Source organism: Nocardioides marinus (assembly GCF_013408145.1).
GTDB classification, from domain to species: domain Bacteria; phylum Actinomycetota; class Actinomycetes; order Propionibacteriales; family Nocardioidaceae; genus Nocardioides; species Nocardioides marinus.
The window spans coordinates 2,132,590-2,149,771 of the sequence record NZ_JACBZI010000001.1 but is presented as its reverse complement, the minus strand read 5'-3'; the positions used below and the strand labels follow the sequence as shown (position 1 = coordinate 2,149,771).

Sequence of the window (17,182 nt, the reverse complement as noted above, 5' to 3'; positions counted from 1 at the left end):
GAGGCACCGCGGCGCGCCGGAGGAGACAGACCCGGAGGTGGAGGGAGCTGGACCACCCGGGCGGCTGCGGAGGGGCGAGAGGCGGCCCGGCCGTCCTGGGGGGAGGGCACGGACCGACGTCGCCGTAGGATGGCCGTACCCGACCGCCGCGGTCCGATGCGCTGGGCGCCCACCGGTCCAGACCGGCGGCCGCCGACGGTCTCGTCCGCGGCCTCTCGCGCCGGTTGGACTCCCCGCTCCGCGGCGGCGTACCCTGACAGACGCGCCTGTGGTCTGCCTGCGTCCCGAACGGAGTGGACCTGGCTCGGCCTCGACGGTCGGCGTCGCCCTCACGGGCAGTGCCTCCACCGCCGTCACGTCTGAACCGGACCCTGACGCGTGTCCGAACGACTTCTGCCCATCCAAGGAACCACTTCCCTTATGACGACCCTCTCTGCTCTCCCCGACTACGACGCGCCGCAGGTTGCGGTCAACGACATCGGGTCGGAGGCGGACTTCCTCGCCGCGATCGACGAGACCATCAAGTACTTCAACGACGGCGACATCGTCGACGGCACCATCGTCAAGGTGGACCGCGACGAGGTCCTGCTCGACATCGGCTACAAGACCGAGGGCGTCATCCCCTCGCGCGAGCTGTCGATCAAGCACGACGTCGACCCCCACGAGGTCGTCGAGGTCGGTGACAAGGTCGAGGCCCTGGTCCTCCAGAAGGAGGACAAGGAGGGTCGCCTGATCCTGTCCAAGAAGCGCGCCCAGTACGAGCGCGCCTGGGGCACGATCGAGCAGGTCAAGGAGGAGGACGGCGTCGTCGAGGGCACCGTCATCGAGGTCGTCAAGGGCGGCCTGATCCTCGACATCGGTCTGCGCGGCTTCCTGCCGGCCTCGCTGGTGGAGATGCGTCGCGTCCGCGACCTGCAGCCCTACGTCGGCCAGACCCTCGAGGCGAAGATCATCGAGCTCGACAAGAACCGCAACAACGTGGTCCTGTCGCGCCGTGCCTGGCTCGAGCAGACCCAGTCCGAGGTCCGCCACGGCTTCCTCACCCAGCTGCAGAAGGGCCAGATCCGCAAGGGCGTCGTGTCCTCGATCGTCAACTTCGGTGCCTTCGTGGACCTCGGTGGCGTCGACGGCCTCGTGCACGTCTCGGAGCTGTCCTGGAAGCACATCGACCACCCCTCCGAGGTCGTCGCCGTGGGCGACGAGGTCACCGTCGAGGTGCTCGACGTCGACATGGAGCGCGAGCGCGTGTCGCTGTCGCTCAAGGCGACGCAGGAGGACCCCTGGCAGCACTTCGCCCGCACCCACCAGATCGGTCAGATCGTCCCGGGCAAGGTCACCAAGCTGGTGCCCTTCGGTTCGTTCGTCCGCGTCGAGGAGGGCATCGAGGGCCTGGTGCACATCTCCGAGCTGGCCGAGCGCCACGTGGAGATCCCCGAGCAGGTCGTCCAGGTCAACGACGACGTCATGGTCAAGATCATCGACATCGACCTCGAGCGTCGCCGGATCTCGCTGTCGCTGAAGCAGGCCAACGACACGGCGGCGGCCGCTGACGTGGAGGAGTTCGACCCGACCCTCTACGGCATGACCGCCACCTACGACGAGCAGGGCAACTACGTCTACCCCGAGGGCTTCGACCCCGAGACCGGCGAGTGGCTCGAGGGCTTCGACGAGCAGCGTGCGAAGTGGGAGGCGGACTACGCCAAGGCCCACGCCCGCTGGGAGGCCCACGTCAAGCAGAAGCAGGAGGCCGCGCAGGCCGAGGTCGAGGCCGGCGAGGCCACCTCGTACTCCTCCTCCAACGAGGTCGAGAGCAGCGACACCAGCGGCTCGCTGGCCTCCGACGAGGCGCTGCAGGCGCTCCGCGAGAAGCTGACCGGCGGTCAGTGACCCGCTAGCCGTTCCACGCAGAAGGCCCGCCAGGCTCGACCTGGCGGGCCTTCTGCCGTCTCGGGGTCAGGTCGGCGTGCGCTCGGCCAGCAGGTCGCGGCGCACCTTGCCGGTCAGCGTGCGCGGCAGGTCGTCGGTCACCAGCCAGGTCTTCGGGCGCTTGGGCGGTGCGAGCCGGTCGCGGCACCAGGCCGCCAGCTCCTGCTCGTCGGCGGCCCCGACCACGGCCGCGCACACGCGGCGCCCCCACGTGGGGTCGTCCACGCCGTACACCGCGACGTCGACGACGTCGGGGTGCTCGCGCAGCACCTGCTCGACCTCCAGCGGGTAGACGTTGACGCCGCCGGTGATGATCAGGTCCTCACGGCGGCCGTCGAGGAAGAGGTAGCCCTCGTCGTCGAGGCGTCCGAGGTCCCCGACGGTGAAGGCCGGCCCGTCCGGGGTGTCCCGCCAGGCGGCGGCGGTCTTCTCCGGCGCCGCGTAGTAGCCGAACCGGGCGTGCCGGGGCACGACGCACCAGATGGTGCCGTCGGGGTCGGTGCTGAGCCGGCGTCCTGGCCTGGCCCGCCCCACCGTGCCCGGCCTCGCCAGCCACTCCTCGGAGCGGCAGGCGGTGAACTGTCCCTCGGTGGAGCCGTAGAACTCCCAGGTGCTGCCCGGCGGGAAGGTCCCGAGCAGGCGGCGCTTGACGTCGTCGGGGCACGGCGCCCCCGCGTGGGCCAGCAGCCGGAAGCACGACAGATCCGGTGTTCCCACGGTGTCCCAGTGCCGGAACAGCCGCTCCAGGTGCGTCGGCACGCAGAACGCGGTCGTCGGTCGCTCCTGCTCGATCGCCGCGGTGACCGCCTCCACCTCGAAGGGGCCGGGGACGACCAGGCGGCCGCCGGCGAGCAACGTCCCCATGGCGAAGCGGAGCGGGGCGGAGTGGTACAGCGGGCTGAGGACGAGGTTCACGTCGTCGGCACGGAAGCCCCACAGCTCTCGCTCCTCCACCACCAGCGCCCGGGCGTCACGCTCGTCCAGCAGGCCGCTCCACACGCCCTTGGGGGTGCCGGTCGTGCCGCTGGTGCAGTGCATGGGGCGAGCCAGCGGGAGCCACGCGGTGGCCGGTTCGTCCGGTCGGTGGGTGGCCAGCAGGTCGGCGAGGACGACCTCGTCGGTGACCACCAGGGTGGGATCCAGGCCCCCGAGGATGCGTCGGCGCTCGTGGTCGGTGAGCCGGGGGTCGAGGGGGATCGGGACGATGCCGCGGGCCAGGAGCGCGAGCACGGTCTCGACGTACGCCGCGGTGGCCGGGACGAGCAGGGCGACCCGGTCGCCGCGGTGCAGCGGGGTCATCGGCGTACCCCGGGCATGAGCAGGGTCTCGACGCCCAGCCACTGCGCCAACGCGTCGACCTCGGCGTGCACGGCGTCGCGGACCTCCCGGGTCCAGGGGTCGTCCTCGTGGATCGCGTCCACCCGCAGCACACCCTCGGTCGGCTCCGTGGTGCAGTCGACCTTGCCCACCAGTCGGTCCCCGTGCAGCACGGGGAGCGCCCAGTAGCCGAAGCGGCGCGTGGCGGCGGGCTTGTACATCTCCAGCTGGCAGTCGAAGTCGAACAGCGCGGCCATGCGGGCGCGGTCGAAGACCAGCCGGTCCAGCGGCGAGAGCAGCGCCGTGCGCGGCGCCCAGGCATCGAGGGCCGCGACCTGCGCGGGGTCGACCCGCCAGGTGCCACGCACGCCCTCCACCCGCGCCGGGACGCCCACGTCGCCGACGTCGTGGGGCTCGCCCGGGGCCACCGCCGCACGGGCACGGGCCAGGCCGAGGGCACGGAGCCGGCGCCGCCCGAGCTCGGCCACCGCCTCCTCCAGCGAGGGCACGGGCTCGTCGGGGAAGACCCTCTCGGCCAGGTCCCACAACCGGTGCGGACCCTCGCGTCCGACCACGACGACCTCGCCGCGGGCGGCGAGCATGTCCAGCAGCTTCAGGACCGACTTGTCGTCGGTCCACCCCGACGAGCGCCAGGGGCGCACGATCGAGTCCGGAAGGTCGGGGGCGCTCAGCGGCCCCTCCTGGCGCAGGGCCTCCAGGACGTCGCGACGGCACGCGGCGTTGTCGTGGAGCCACCCGAGCACCTCGTCGTGCCAGGGGCGGTGCGGGCCCGGCCCCGGCCACGCGGCCATCACCGCACGGTGCAGGGGGACCTGCTCGACCGCACGGGCCATCCCGCCGATCTCGACCAGCCGCCCGTCGGTGATCGCGTCATCGAGGTCGGCGCGCTCGTAGTCGCCGCCGATCCTGCTCCACAGCACGAGGTGGGCGCTGGGCGCGACCGCCTTCGTGGGGTCCAGCTGGAGGGCGCCGAGGTGGGCGACGACCTCCACGACGTCGTCGGGGCGGGGGAGCGACAGCAGCTGGGCTCCCACGGCGATGCGCCGAGCCTGCTCACGGCTCAGCTCGACGGTTCCACTCACCCGGTCGAGCCTAGGGCGATGCCTAGGCTGGCGGGGTGACCACCACCCCCGACAGGGCCAGTGCCCTCCTCGACCTCCACCGCGACCCCGCCCTGCTCACCGTCGTCAACGTCTGGGACGCGATCTCCGCCCGGGTGGTCGCCGACGTGCCGGGCACGCGCGCGCTTGCGACCGCCAGCCACTCGATCGCCTCGATGTACGGCTACGAGGACGGTGAGCACATCCCCGTCGACCTGATGCTCGAGGCGGTCGGCCGGATCGTCGCCGCCACCGACCTGCCCGTGACCGCGGACCTTGAGGGTGGCTACGGCGATCCCGCTGAGACCGTGCGCCGAGCGATCGGCCTGGGCGTGGTGGGCTGCAACCTGGAGGACCAGCTGCGGCCCCTGGACGAGGCCGTGTCGCGCGTGGAGGCGGTGCTCGCGGCCGCGGAGGCCGAGGGGGTGCCGGACTTCGTGCTGAACGCCCGGACCGACGTCTTCCTCAGGGCCGGGGACCGCGACCCCGCGGAGGTGCTCGACGACGCCGTACGACGCTGCCGGGCCTTCCTCGACGCCGGCGCGCCGGTCGTGTTCGTGCCCGGCTTCCTCGACGCGGAGCAGGTGCGGACCCTCGTCGAGGCGACCGGCCCGCAGCGCCTGACGCTCATCGCCCTGCCGGGGCACCCGTCGCTGGCGACCCTGGAGGAGCTCGGGGTGGCGCGCGTCTCCTTCGGCCCGATCTCGCAGAACGTCGCGCTCACGGCCCTCCAGGAGCTCGTCGAGGAGGTCCACCGCGGGGGCACCGCGCCGGCCACCACCCGGCGGCTGAACTGAGGGGCAGTCCTACGCTGGTCGTGCCGATCACCCGAGAAGGGGGCACGCGTTGAACGACGTGACCGATGACCTGCCGCAGGCCCCGCGCCGTGCGCGGCACCTGATGGACCCGAACGCTCCCCAGCGCGACACCATCAACTCCGCCGGCACCACCCGGGTGCAGAAGTGGGTGATGTCCACCCTCGTGGTGACCACGATCCTGCACCTGGCGGGAGGCCTGCTCGTGGCCGCCTGGTTCATCGAGCCCGACCAGACCGCGCCACGCGTGGGTCTCTCGGTGATCGCCGGTGCCTTCGGCGTGCTCGCGGTCGCCGCCGGGCTGGCCATCCACAAGCGCCCGCTCGTCACGCCCTGGCTGCTGCTGGGGCTGCTGCCCATGGTCGTGGGCCTCGTGCTCTTCGTGTGAGGCCCGCCGACTAACCTGCGGGCATGCGGGTCGGACTCACGGGGGGAGTGGCGTCGGGCAAGAGCACCGTCGCCGCCATGCTGGCCGAGCTCGGTGCGGTGGTCATCGACGCCGACGCGATCGCGCGGGAGGTGGTCGCCCGGGGCACGCCCGGGCTCGACGCCGTCGTCGCGGAGTTCGGTGCCGAGCTGCTGACCGCGGAGGGCGAGCTGGACAGACCCGCCATGGGCCGCCTGGTCTTCGGCGACGAGGACGCCCGGCGCCGGCTCGAGGGGATCGTGCACCCGCTGGTCTTCGAGCGCTACGCCGAGCTGGAGGCCTCCGCGCCCCCCGACGCCCTGGTCGTGCACGACATCCCGCTGCTGGCCGAGTCCGGGCGCGGGGAGGACTTCGATGCCGTCGTGGTCGTCGACGTGCCCCGCGAGCTGCAGGTGGAGCGGATGCTGCGCGACCGCGGCTGGACGCTCGAGGACGCCGAGTCGCGCATCGCCGCCCAGGCCACGCGTGAGCAGCGGCTCGCGCTCGCCACGCACGTCGTGGAGAACACCGGGTCGCTGGAGCAGCTGCGCGCGCGTGTGGCCGAGGTGCACGCCGAGCTGACCGCATGAGGCGTACGACGCTGGCGGCCGTGGCCGTCCTCCCGCTGCTGGCCGCGGGCTGCTCGACCGTCTCGACCGATCCCGCACCGCCCGACGCCGGCGCCGACCGGTCCACGACCTCGCCGACCGTGCCCGCGACGACCGGGCAGGCGCAGGAGGCCAAGGTCGACCCGGACGCCCCGCTCCCGTGGGGCCCCACGGCCGGTGAGCTGGCCGATGCCGAGGCCCTGGTCGCGGGCTGGGGCTCCGAGCAGCTGGCGGGGCAGGTGCTGGTCGGCCGCTACGCCGGCACCGACCCCGAGGTGCCGGCGGCGCTGGTGCGCGACCTGCACCTGGCGGGCGTCTGCGTCACCGCCGACAACGTGGTCGACGAGGCGCAGGTGCTGGCCACGACCGCGGCCGTCGAGGCTGCGGTCGCCGAGGACGGGCGCGACTTCCCGGCGGTCATCGGTGTCGACGAGGAGGGCGGGTCGGTCGCCCACCTGCGGGGGGTCGCCACCGACTTCCCGGCCTTCGCCGCCGCAGGCGAGGCGATCGCCGACTCCGGGCGCCGTGGCCGGGTCGCGGTGAAGGACGCCGCCCACGCCACCGGTCTGGAGCTGCGGCTGCTGGGCTTCACCTGGGTCTACGCGCCGGTGGCCGACGTGACGATCGGCGCCGCGGACGTCACGATCGGCTCGCGCGCCCCCTCCGACGACCCCGTGCTGGCCGGTGCGGCGGTCAAGCAGGCCGTCGCGGGCTACAACCGCGCGGGCATCGTCTCGACCACGAAGCACTTCCCGGGGCACGGCGGTGCGACCGCCGACTCCCACACGACCCTGCCGGTGCTCACCGACTCCCTGGCCGCGCTGCAGGCGCGCGACCTGGCGCCGTTCGCGACCGCGGTGCAGGCCGGCGCCCCCTCGGTGATGATCGGTCACCTCGACGTGGAGGCGATCGCCCCCGGGGTCCCGTCCTCGCTGGCCCCGCAGGTCTACGACTACCTGCGCGGGGAGCTCGGCTTCGAGGGCGTCGCGATCACCGACTCCCTCGGGATGGGGGCCGTGGCCGGCACGCCGACGCTGGCGGTCAAGGCGCTGCAGGCGGGGGCCGACCTGCTGCTGATGCCGGCCGACACCCGCCGCGCCCACGCCACCATCACCGCCGCACTCGAGGACGGCACGCTCGACCGCGCCCGGGTGGAGGAGGCCGCCGCCCGCGTCGTCGCCCTGCAGCGCTGGCAGGCGCGGATCGCCCAGGACCGCCCGGTCGACGAGAGCGCGGTGGAGAAGGCCGAGGCCGCCTCCGCTGCGTTGCGTGAGGCGGCCTACGGCTACTGATCGGTTGCGACGAGCCCCCGGGTGGGCCCGGGGGTCAGGCGGCGGAGCCCGCCGCCAGGTCGGGGTCGGCGAAACGGCGCAGCTTCTGCAGCGCCTCGCGCTCGAGCTGGCGGACGCGCTCGGCGGAGATGCCGTGCTTGGCGCCGATGTCGGCGAGCTTGTGCTGCCGGCCGTCGGTCAGGCCGTAGCGGGAGCGGATGATGTCGGCGGCACGGTCGTCGAGCTGGCCGACCAGGCTGTTGAGCCGCTCGCGGGACTCCACGTCGAGCACCGTCAGGTCGGGGCCGGGGGCGGTCTCCTGGGCCATCAGGTCGCCCAGCGAGGTGTCGCCGTCCTCGTCGACGGGGGTGTCGAGCGAGACGTGCTCGCGACCCCAGGAGAGCAGGTCGAGCACCCGCTCGACGTCCATGCCGAGCTCGTCGGCGATCTCCTGCGGCTCCGGCTCACGGCCGAGCTGGCGCTCCAGGGTGCGTCGCGCGCCGCCGACCTGGTTGAGCTCCTCGACCACGTGCACGGGCAGCCGCACGACGCGGGCCTGCTGGGCGATGCCGCGGGTGATGGCCTGCCGGACCCACCAGGTGGCGTAGGTGGAGAACTTGTAGCCCTTGGTGTAGTCGAACTTCTCGACCGCGCGGATCAGGCCGGTGTTGCCCTCCTGGATCAGGTCGAGCATCGGCATCTGGGCCCGGCCGTACTTCCGCGCGATCGAGACCACGAGGCGCAGGTTGGCGGTGATGAAGGTGTCGACGGCCTTGCGCCCCTCCTCGGCGAGCCACTCCAGCTCCTCCTGGGAGGCCGACATCGGGGCGCCGCCCTTGCGACGGCCGACGCGGCCCTCCTTGAGCAGGGCCTCGGCCATCAGGCCGGCCTCGATCGTCTTGGAGAGCTCCACCTCCGCCGCGGCGTCGAGCAGGTCGTTGCGGGCGATCTCGTCGAGGTAGAGGCCGACGCTGTCGCGTCCCTCGATCTCACGGGTGCTCGCGCGGTTCGTGCGGGTGGCGGTGGCCATGGGAACCCTCCTTCGGCGCGTGGACGCCGGTCACGTCTCACGATCTCCAACGCCCCACCGGTGCCCGGGATTCCCCTGGGGAAACCCACCCGGCCGGTGAAGCCTTCACACTCCTCGACGTGTGACGCCCGTGGGGAGTTGCGTCCGCAGCCAACTCTCAGACACTTCTCAGGGCCTCACCCGTACGAGGGGTTCGAGACACCGGTGCCCACCGGATGGGTCACCGAAGGGGTGAGATGCCGATCAGGCCCCGGCCAGGCCCATCCGGTCCAGCATCCAGGCCAGGGTGAAGGCCCGGTCGTGCCAGGACTTGTAGCGTCCCGAGACCCCGCCGTGGCCGGCCGCCATCTCCGTGCGCAGCAGGACGTCGGGGCGGTGGTCGGCGGCGGTCGCCCGCAGCTTGGCCACCCACTTGGCCGGCTCGACGTAGAGCACCCGGGTGTCGTTGAGGGAGGTCTCGGCCAGGATCGCCGGGTAGTCCTGCTCGGTGACGTTGTCGTAGGGGGCGTAGGAGGCCATGTAGTCGTAGACCGCGGGGTCGGCCTCGGGGTTGCCCCACTCGTCGTACTCGGTGACGGTCAGCGGCAGGGAGGCGTCGAGCATCGTGGTGAGGGCGTCGACGAACGGCACGCCCGCCACCAGGCCGCTGAAGAGCTCCGGAGCCTGGTTGGCGACCGCCCCGATGAGCAGCCCGCCGGCGCTCGCGCCCTCGCCGACCAGCGTCTCGGGGCTCGCCCAGCCGGTGTCGACGAGGTGCCGGGCGCAGGCGGCGAAGTCGCTGAAGGTGTGCTGCTTGCGCATCAGCTTGCCGTCGTCGTACCACCTCCGTCCCATCTCGCCGCCGCCGCGCACGTGCGCGATGGCGAAGGCGGCGCCCCGGTCGAGCAGGGAGAGCCGGGCGATGGAGAAGTAGGGGTCCATCGAGGCCTCGTAGGAGCCGTAGGCGTAGAGCAGGGTCGGCGCGGGGCCGTCGGCGACGGCCCCGCGGCGGGCCACCCAGGAGATCGGGATCCGCTCGCCGTCCTCGGCGGTCGCCCACAGCCGGTGCTCCTCGTAGTCGGCCGGGTCGTAGCCGCCGAGCACCGGCGCGCGACGCAGCAGGGTGAGGGAGCGGCTGCGCACGTCGTAGTCGTAGACGCTCGAGGGGATCGCCATCGTCGTGTAGCCCAGGCGCACCGTGGGCTGGTGGAAGCCGGGGTTGCCGGAGGCGCCCACGGTGTAGACCTCCTCGTCGAAGGAGACGAGGTAGTCGTCGGTCACGGGGGCCTCGGGCGTGCCGGCGTCGCCCAGCTCGAGGATCCGCAGCTGGGTCAGGCCCTCGCTGCGCTGGTGCACGACGAGGTGACCGGCGAACGCGTCCACGTCCTCCAGGCGTACGGCGCTGTCGTGGCCGACCAGCGGGCGCCACTGCCGGCGCGGGGTCGGTGCGCAGGGGGCGACGGCGAGCTCGAAGTCCGGTCCGGTCGCGTTGTGCAGCACCAGCAGGGCGTCCTGCCCGGCGAGCACGGCGTGGTCGAGGGAGTACTCGATGCCCTCCTCGCGCTCGGCGAAGACCCACCAGCCGCGCTCGGGGTCGTCGGCGTCGAGCAGTCGGTACTCGGTGGTGGTCTTCGAGCCCGCCGCCACCACCATGAACCGGTCGGAGCGGGTGCGGCCGACGCTGGTGAAGAACCGGCCGTCGGTCTCGTGGTGCACCAGCTCGTCGGCGTCCTGGTCGGTGCCCAGGGCGTGGCGCCAGACCTTGTCGGCGCGCCAGGACTCGTCGACGGTCACGTAGTAGAGGTGCTCGCCCGCGCGGTCCCAGGTCGCACCGCCGATGACGCCGGACACGACGTCGGGGAGCAGCTCGCCGGTGCGCAGGTCCTTGACGCGCACGGTGTAGCGCTCGTCGCCGACGACGTCGGTCGCGTAGGCCAGCAGGGTGCCGTCGGGGGAGACCGCGGCACCGCCGAGGGAGAAGAAGTCGTGTCCCTCGGCCAGGGCGTCGAGGTCGAGCAGGACCTCCTCGCCGGGCAGTGCGGGCTGGTCGGGGGCGCAGTCCTCGGCCGGGCGGGGCGGGGTCCAGTCGTCGGGGTCGGCGACGGGGACCCGGCAGGTGGCGCCGTACTCCTTGCCGGCGAAGGAGCGCCCGTAGTACCAGTGCCCGCGGTTGCGGGTCGGCACCGACAGGTCGGTCTCCCGGGTCCGGGTGCGGATCTCCTCGAAGATCCTCGCCCGCAGGTCGGCCAGGTGGGCGGTGCGAGCCTGCGTCCACGCGTTCTCGGCCTCGAGGTGGCCGGTCACCTCCGGTGACTCCTTCTCCCGCAGCCACTCGTAGTCATCGGTGCGGGTGCGCCCGTGGATCTCCCGGCTCGTGGGGCGGCGGGCTGCGACCGGGGGCTGCGACGGCGTGGGCATGTCGCGACCCTAGACGCGCCCCGGGAGCGGCGGGACGGCGGCCGCGCGGGGCACTAGGTTCGGGGGCGTGCGCCACGTCGACCTGAACGCCGACCTCGGGGAGGAGGTCACCGACGACGCCGCCCTGCTCGCCGTCGTGACCAGCGCCAACGTGGCCTGCGGCTACCACGCGGGGAGCCCGGCGATCATGCGGGCGGTGTGCGCCGAGGCAGCGGTGCGTGGGGTCTGCGTCGGCGCCCAGGTCTCCTACGCGGACCGGGCGAACTTCGGCAGGGTCGCGCTCGACGTGCGCCGCTCGGTGCTCCGCGAGCAGGTGGCCGACCAGGTCGGCACGCTCTCGGTGATCGCGGGGGAGGAGGGCACGACCGTGCGCTACGTCAAGCCGCACGGCGCGCTCTACCACCGCACGATGGACGACGAGGAGCAGGCGCTCGCGGTGCTCGAGGGCTCCCGGGACCTGCCGGTGCTCGGGATGAGCGGGAGGCTGCTGTCGCTGGCCGCGGAGCGCGGTCGGCGGGTGTGGCACGAGGGCTTCCCGGACCGCGGGTACGCCGAGGACGGCCGGCTGCTGCCACGGGACCGCCCGGGGGCCCTGGTCACCGACGGCGCGCGGATCGCCGAGCGGGCCGTCGAGCTGGCCGCCACCGTGGACTCGGTGTGCGTGCACGGCGACCACCCCGGGGCGGTCGAGCACGCCCGGGCGGTGCGTCGCGCGCTGCTCGCGGCCGGGCACGCGCTGCGGGGGCTGGTGTGAGGGCCGGGGTGGGAGCCGGGGTGGCGGGGTGACCGGCCCGCCGGCGTACCGCGTGGTGCCGTGCGGCCCGGCCGCGCTGCTGGTGGAGGTGAGCGACGCCCCGGCGGCGCTGTCGCTGGCCGAGCACCTGCGCGCCGGGCTCGGGGCGACCGACGTGGTCCCGGGTGCCCGCACCGTGCTCGTGGACGGGACCGAGCGGGCGCCGGTAGAGGAAGCGCTGCGCCGCTGGGACCCTGCCACGGGCACCGACCCGGGGCCACTGGTCGAAGTGCCCGTCGTCTACGACGGTGCCGACCTGGCCGACGTCGCCGAGGTGTGGGGCTGCACGCTGCGCGAGGTAGTCGAGCGGCACACGTCGCTGGAGCTGGTGAGCGCGTTCTGCGGGTTCGCGCCCGGCTTCGCCTACCTCTCCGGCGCGCCCGAGGAGTGGGCGGTGCCCCGGCTGGCGTCGCCCCGTCCGCGGGTCCCCGCCGGCTCGGTGGCCCTCGCCGACACCTGGTCGGCGGTCTACCCGACCGCCTCGCCCGGCGGCTGGCGGCTGCTCGGGCGCACCGACCTGGCCCTGTGGGACACCCGGCGCACCCCGCCGGCGCTGCTCGCACCGGGCACCCGTGTGGTCTTCCGCGAGGTGCGTGCGTGAGCGACGCGGTGCTGGAGGTGCTGGCGACCGGGCCCCTGGTGACCGTGCAGGACCGCGGCCGTCCCGGGCACGCCCACCTCGGCGTCCCGCGCTCGGGTGCCCTCGACGCCGCGGCCCACGCCCTGGCCCAGCGGCTGGTCGGCAACGAGCCCGGCGCCGCGGGCCTGGAGGTGCTCATGGGCGGGCTCACCGTCCGGCTCACCGAGGACCGGTGGGTGGCCGTCACCGGGGCCGAGGTGCCGCTGCGGCTGGGGGACCGTGCGGTTCCCACGGGACGGGCCCTGCGGCTGCCCACCCACACCCCCCTCACCCTCGGTACGCCGCTGCGCGGGGCTCGCAGCCACCTGGCCGTCTCCGGGGGGCTGGTGGTCGACCCGGTGCTCGGCTCACGCTCCACCGACACCCTCTCCGGGCTCGGGCCGCCCCCGGTGCGGACGGGGGACCGGCTGCCCGTCGGCGTACCCGCGGGGGTGCCGGCCGCGGTCGAGGTCCCGCCCGCGCCCCCGAGCGGCACGCTCCGCCTGCACCCGGGCCCCCGGGCCGACTGGTGCGACGGCGACCCCGTCGACCTGCTGGTGCGGGGCGCGTGGACCTGCGGCCCGGACTCCGACCGGGTGGGGCTGCGCCTCGAGGGCGGGACCCTGCCCCGGGCCCGCACCGACGAGCTGGCCTCGGAGGGCGTGCTGCTCGGGGCGGTCCAGCTGCCGCCGGGTGGGCGGCCGGTCGTGTTCCTGGCCGACCACCCGACGACGGGCGGCTACCCGGTGGTGGCCGTGGTGGAGCCGGCGGACCTGTGGCGCTGCGCGCAGCTGCGCCCCGGGGACCCGGTGCGCTTCAGCCGGGCTCGGTGACGTCCTCGGTCCCGTGCTCGGTCACGTGCTCGGTGCCGTCCGGGTCGTCGGCGACCTCGGGCTGCCACCGGTGCAGCGCCGGGTCGTCGACGGCGAAGGACCGCACCGGCCCGGCCGGGCTCTCCCGGGTCTCGAAGCGCACCGTGACCACCCCGCGTCCCGACCCCCACACCCACCCGCGGCCGTGCTCGTCGTGGACCACGTCGGCCCCGGGCGACCAGCCGGTGGGCCGGGCCCGGGGCGGCTCGGGGAGCTCCTGGGGCTCCTCGGCCCCCTCCCGGGCATCCTCCGGGGTGTCCTCGGCGAGCCCGGCGAACAGGTCGTCCTGGACCCAGTCGGCCAGGCCGGAGACCCCGACGCCGAGCAGTCGCACCCCGCCGCGCAGGGCCGGGCCGGTGTCGACGCCGGCCGCGAGCTCGGCGAGCAGCGCCCGCACCACGCGGGCGATGACGGCCGGGTCGTCGGTGGGGGAGGGCAGCGTGGAGGAGCGGCTGGTGGTGGTGAAGTCGTGCAGGCGCACCTTGATGCTGATCGTGCGGCCCGACAGCCCGGCCTTGCCGAGCCGGGTCGCCACCGCGGCGGACTGCCGCACCAGCAGGTGCTCCATCAGGCGCAGGTCGGAGAGGTCGGAGTCGTAGGTGCCCTCGACGCTGACCGACTTCGCCTCCCGTTCCGCGACCACCGCTCGGTCGTCCTGCGCCCGGGCGAGGTGGAACAGCGAGGTGCCGTGGGCGGTGCCGACCAGTCGCACCAGCTCCTCCTCGCTGACCTCCTCGAGCTGGGCCACCGTCTGCACCCCCACCCGGCGCAGCCGCTCGGCGGTCGCCGGGCCCACGCCGGGGATGACGGTGACGCTCATCGGGCGCAGCAGCTCGCGCTCGGTGCCCGGGGCGACCACCACCAGGCCGTCGGGCTTGTCGAGGTCGCTGGCGACCTTGGCCATGAACTTGCTGGTGGCGACGCCGACCGAGCAGGTCAGCCCGTCAGTGGCCTCGGCGACCCGGGCCCGCAGCAGCTCGGCGTACTCCGTCACCGCCGGCACCTCCAGCGACGCCAGCGCCGGGTCCTCGGAGGCGGCCAGGTCGACGAACGCCTCGTCCAGCGACAGCGGCTCCACGAGGGGCGAGGCCGCACGCAGGACCGCCATCACCGCTCGGCTGGCCTCCCGGTAGGCCGGGAACCGCCCGCCGAGGAACGCCGCGTGCGGGCAGCGCGCCCGCGCCTCGCGGGTCGACATCGCCGAGCGCACCCCGTACCGACGGGCCTCGTACGACGCCGTCGCCACGACCCCGCGACCGCCGGTGCCCCCGACGACGACCGGCCGGCCGCGCAGGGAGGGCTTGTCGCGCTGCTCGACGGCGGCGAAGAACGCATCCAGGTCCAGGTGGAGGACCGAGGACTCGCCGCGCACGTCGCGCACGCTACCCGCGGACCGTCCACAGGGCGGTCCTCGCCCGCGCCCGTCCCCAGGCAGCGGCTCTGCGCCCCCACGGGGCCCCGCGTCCGAGCAGCCTGCCGCCATGGACGCACACGACCGCCACCCCGACCGCCCAACGACCGACCGGCCGACCGACCGGCCGACCGACCGGCCCGTCCAGGGGCCCGACGCCCCCTACGTGGCCCGCACCCCCGAGGACCTGCTCGCCACGGTGCCGCTGGTGCTCGGGTTCGTCCCCGAGGAGTCGGTGGTGATGCTGACCTTCGGGGCGCCCCGGTGCTTCCACGCGCGGGTCGAGATGCCCACGCTCGCCGAGGAGGTGATGCCGATGATCGAGTCCCTCGTCGAGCCCGCGGTGCGGCACGGGGTCGCGACGGTGGCCCTGTTCGGCTTCCACCACGCGGACCGCTGGACCGCCGACGTGCTGCGGGTGCTGGCCAGCGCGCTGCGAGGCCACGGGATCGGCGTCGTCACCTGCCTGCGGGCGCACGGGGGCCGCTGGTGGCGGGTGGGGACCACCGCGGAGCTCGACGACCGGGGGGAGGGGCAGGCCTTCGACGCGGCCAGCCACCCCTTCCGTGCCCGCTCGGTGCTCGAGGGGCGCGTGACCCACCCCGACCGGGCCGCGGTCGCGGCGACCCTGGCGCCCGACCCGGGCGGGGTGGCGGGGGAGGTGCTGGCCGGGCTGGTGGAGCCGGTGTCCGTGACGACCCGTCGCTTCGAGGAGCTGCTCCGGTCGCGGTGCGGCAGCGGGACGCCGGTGACCGACGCCGAGGTCGCCGAGCTGCTGGTCGGGCTGCGGCAGGGCAGGTGCCGGCAGGCGGTGGCGCGTCACCTGCGACGTGACACCGCACGCGGCCAGGTGGACCTGTGGTCGGAGGTCCTGCGACGCGCCCCGCGCGAGCGCGTCCCGGACGCGGCCGCCGCGGTCGCGCTCGCCGCCTGGGTCGTCGGCGACGGGGCACTGGCCTGGTGCGCCGTGGACCGTGGCGTCGAGGTCGAGCCCGAGCACCCCGACTGCGCCATGGTCGCGCGCCTGCTGCAGCGGGCGGTGTCGCCCGAGGGGTGGGAGGGCTCCCTGAGACCCCTCGCCGGGTGAGGTGGGGAGCCCTAGGGTTCGCTCATGGGAGAAGAGGTGGAGCAGCAGGAGTTCACCCGCGCCGATCGCACCCGGCACCGGGAGAAGGTGCGCCGCAACCTCGACGTCTTCGCCCGGATGCTGCGTGAGGCGGCCTTCGACACCGACGACCCGATGACCGGCCTCGAGGTCGAGCTCAACCTGGTCGACGAGGCCGGTGACCCGGCCCTGCGCAACGCCGAGGTGCTCGAGCAGATCGCGGACGCCGACTTCCAGACCGAGCTAGCCCAGTTCAACGTCGAGATCAACGTCCCGCCGGTCCACCTGCACGACGACGGCCTGACCCGCATCGAGGAGATCCTGCGCGAGGACCTCAACGACGCCGAGGAGCGCTCGGCCGCGATCGGCGCCCACCTGGTGATGATCGGGATCCTCCCGACCCTCGCCGACGGACACCTCGGGCGCGACGCCATCAGCGCCAACCCGCGCTACGCCCTGCTCTCCGACCAGATCCTCGCCGCCCGCGGCGAGGACATCGAGATCCGGATCGAGGGCGCCGAGCAGCTGCGCACGACCGCCGACTCGATCGTGCCGGAGGCCGCCTGCACGAGCACCCAGTTCCACGTCCAGACCTCCCCGGACCAGTTCGCGGCGTACTGGAACGCCTCGCAGGCCATCGCGGCCGCCCAGCTGGCGGTCGGCGCCAACGCGCCGTACCTGCTCGGCAAGGAGCTGTGGCGCGAGACCCGCATCCCGTTGTTCGAGCAGGCCACCGACACCCGCGGCGAGGAGCTCAAGGCCCAGGGGGTCCGTCCGCGCGTGTGGTTCGGGGAGCGGTGGATCACCTCGGTCTTCGACTGCTTCGAGGAGAACGTCCGGTACTTCCCGGCGCTGCTGCCGATCACCGACGACGAGGACCCGCTCGCGGTGCTGGAGTCCGGCGGCACCCCCGCCCTCTCGGAGCTGCGCCTGCACAACGGCACCGTCTACCGCTGGAACCGGCCGGTCTACGACGTCACCGACGCCGGGCCGCACCTGCGGGTGGAGAACCGCCTGCTCGCCGCCGGCCCCACGGTCCTGGACACGGTCGCCAACGCCGCCTTCTACTTCGGGCTGGTGCGCAGTGTCGCGGAGAGCGAGCGGCCGTTGTGGAGCCAGATGTCCTTCAGCGCCGCCGAGGAGAACTTCCACGTCGCTGCCCAGCAGGGCATCGACGCCCAGATCTACTGGCCCGGCGTCGGCCAGGTCCGCGCCACCGAGCTCGTGCTCCGGCGGCTGCTGCCGATGGCCCACGAGGGCCTGGAGCGCTGGGGCGTCGCCGCGGAGGTGCGCGACCGGCTCCTGGGCGTCATCGAGCAGCGCTGCCTGTTCGGCACCAACGGAGCGGAGTGGTTCGTGGGCCGGGTGCGGGCCCGGTCCGGCGAGGACCGGTGGGACGCCCTGCGCGCCACGCTGCTGGAGTACCGCGAGCGGATGCACAGCAACGAGCCCGTCCACGCCTGGGACTGAGCCCGAGCCACCGCGTCCTCA

Annotated in this window: 15 protein-coding genes; 10 read left to right on the top strand and 5 right to left on the bottom strand. The window is 74.2% G+C overall.

Going from position 1 to position 17,182, the window contains the following annotated elements:
• Window positions 1-420: 420 nt before the first annotated feature.
• Window positions 421-1,887, top strand: a complete 1,467-nt coding sequence (gene rpsA / locus BKA05_RS10215) for a 30S ribosomal protein S1 (RefSeq protein WP_179531334.1) — start codon at window positions 421-423, stop codon at window positions 1,885-1,887.
• A gap of 66 nt (window positions 1,888-1,953) precedes the next feature.
• Here the strand turns inward: rpsA and BKA05_RS10210 are convergent, their stop codons facing one another.
• Window positions 1,954-3,225, bottom strand: coding sequence for a class I adenylate-forming enzyme family protein (locus BKA05_RS10210; RefSeq protein ID WP_179531333.1), 1,272 nt, complete (start codon window positions 3,223-3,225; stop codon window positions 1,954-1,956).
• Window positions 3,222-4,346 (bottom strand): DNA glycosylase AlkZ-like family protein, encoded by a 1,125-nt coding sequence (locus BKA05_RS10205; RefSeq protein WP_179531332.1) that lies wholly within the window; start codon window positions 4,344-4,346, stop codon window positions 3,222-3,224. The genes BKA05_RS10210 and BKA05_RS10205 overlap by 4 nt, the downstream gene beginning before the upstream one ends.
• 35 nt (window positions 4,347-4,381) lie before the next feature.
• On the opposite strand from BKA05_RS10205, the gene BKA05_RS10200 reads away from it, so the two are divergent.
• The 4 genes from BKA05_RS10200 to BKA05_RS10185 are packed head-to-tail and all read left to right on the top strand — an operon-like array spanning window position 4,382 to window position 7,485.
• The gene (locus tag BKA05_RS10200; protein WP_179531331.1) at window positions 4,382-5,161 is read left to right on the top strand and encodes an isocitrate lyase/phosphoenolpyruvate mutase family protein; all 780 of its coding nucleotides are present in this window, start codon (window positions 4,382-4,384) and stop codon (window positions 5,159-5,161) included.
• A gap of 58 nt (window positions 5,162-5,219) precedes the next feature.
• The gene (locus BKA05_RS10195) at window positions 5,220-5,567 is read left to right on the top strand and encodes a hypothetical protein (RefSeq protein ID WP_343045779.1); all 348 of its coding nucleotides are present in this window, start codon (window positions 5,220-5,222) and stop codon (window positions 5,565-5,567) included.
• 23 nt (window positions 5,568-5,590) lie between these two features.
• On the top strand, window positions 5,591-6,175 hold the full coding sequence (coaE, locus tag BKA05_RS10190; protein ID WP_179531330.1) for a dephospho-CoA kinase: 585 nt from the start codon (window positions 5,591-5,593) through the stop codon (window positions 6,173-6,175).
• Window positions 6,172-7,485 (top strand): glycoside hydrolase family 3 N-terminal domain-containing protein, encoded by a 1,314-nt coding sequence (locus tag BKA05_RS10185; RefSeq protein ID WP_179531329.1) that lies wholly within the window; start codon window positions 6,172-6,174, stop codon window positions 7,483-7,485. Before coaE ends, BKA05_RS10185 begins: the two co-directional genes overlap by 4 nt.
• Before the next feature lie 34 nt (window positions 7,486-7,519).
• Here BKA05_RS10185 and BKA05_RS10180 read toward each other — a convergent pair whose 3' ends face one another.
• Together BKA05_RS10180 and BKA05_RS10175 are read right to left on the bottom strand one after the other, a co-directional pair.
• Window positions 7,520-8,494: a sigma-70 family RNA polymerase sigma factor gene (locus tag BKA05_RS10180; protein ID WP_179531328.1), complete on the bottom strand. Its 975-nt coding sequence runs from the start codon at window positions 8,492-8,494 to the stop codon at window positions 7,520-7,522.
• A gap of 243 nt (window positions 8,495-8,737) precedes the next feature.
• Window positions 8,738-10,891 carry a S9 family peptidase gene (locus tag BKA05_RS10175; RefSeq protein WP_179531327.1) on the bottom strand — a complete coding sequence of 718 codons (2,154 nt, stop codon included), beginning with the start codon at window positions 10,889-10,891 and terminating at the stop codon, window positions 8,738-8,740.
• Window positions 10,892-10,958: 67 nt separating this feature from the next.
• On the opposite strand from BKA05_RS10175, the gene BKA05_RS10170 reads away from it, so the two are divergent.
• Genes BKA05_RS10170 through BKA05_RS10160 form a run of 3 tightly spaced genes read left to right on the top strand, consistent with a single transcriptional unit; the run spans window position 10,959 to window position 13,136 of the window.
• The gene (locus BKA05_RS10170; RefSeq protein WP_179531326.1) at window positions 10,959-11,645 is read left to right on the top strand and encodes a LamB/YcsF family protein; all 687 of its coding nucleotides are present in this window, start codon (window positions 10,959-10,961) and stop codon (window positions 11,643-11,645) included.
• Between the two features lie 28 nt (window positions 11,646-11,673).
• Window positions 11,674-12,285, top strand: a complete 612-nt coding sequence (locus BKA05_RS10165; protein WP_343045608.1) for a 5-oxoprolinase subunit B family protein — start codon at window positions 11,674-11,676, stop codon at window positions 12,283-12,285.
• Entirely contained in the window at window positions 12,282-13,136 is an 855-nt protein-coding gene (locus BKA05_RS10160) for a 5-oxoprolinase subunit C family protein (protein ID WP_343045607.1), read from the top strand. The genes BKA05_RS10165 and BKA05_RS10160 overlap by 4 nt, the downstream gene beginning before the upstream one ends.
• Here BKA05_RS10160 and BKA05_RS10155 read toward each other — a convergent pair.
• Window positions 13,120-14,547 carry a DNA polymerase IV gene (locus tag BKA05_RS10155; protein ID WP_179531325.1) on the bottom strand — a complete coding sequence of 476 codons (1,428 nt, stop codon included), beginning with the start codon at window positions 14,545-14,547 and terminating at the stop codon, window positions 13,120-13,122. The two genes, BKA05_RS10160 and BKA05_RS10155, sit on opposite strands and share 17 nt — an antisense overlap.
• Window positions 14,548-14,656: 109 nt before the next feature.
• Here BKA05_RS10155 and BKA05_RS10150 point away from each other — a divergent pair, with 109 nt between their 5' ends.
• Together BKA05_RS10150 and BKA05_RS10145 are read left to right on the top strand one after the other, a co-directional pair.
• Window positions 14,657-15,673, top strand: a complete 1,017-nt coding sequence (locus BKA05_RS10150; protein WP_179531324.1) for a DUF4192 domain-containing protein — start codon at window positions 14,657-14,659, stop codon at window positions 15,671-15,673.
• A gap of 24 nt (window positions 15,674-15,697) precedes the next feature.
• Window positions 15,698-17,161 carry a glutamate-cysteine ligase family protein gene (locus BKA05_RS10145; RefSeq protein WP_179531323.1) on the top strand — a complete coding sequence of 488 codons (1,464 nt, stop codon included), beginning with the start codon at window positions 15,698-15,700 and terminating at the stop codon, window positions 17,159-17,161.
• Window positions 17,162-17,182 lie beyond the last annotated feature (21 nt).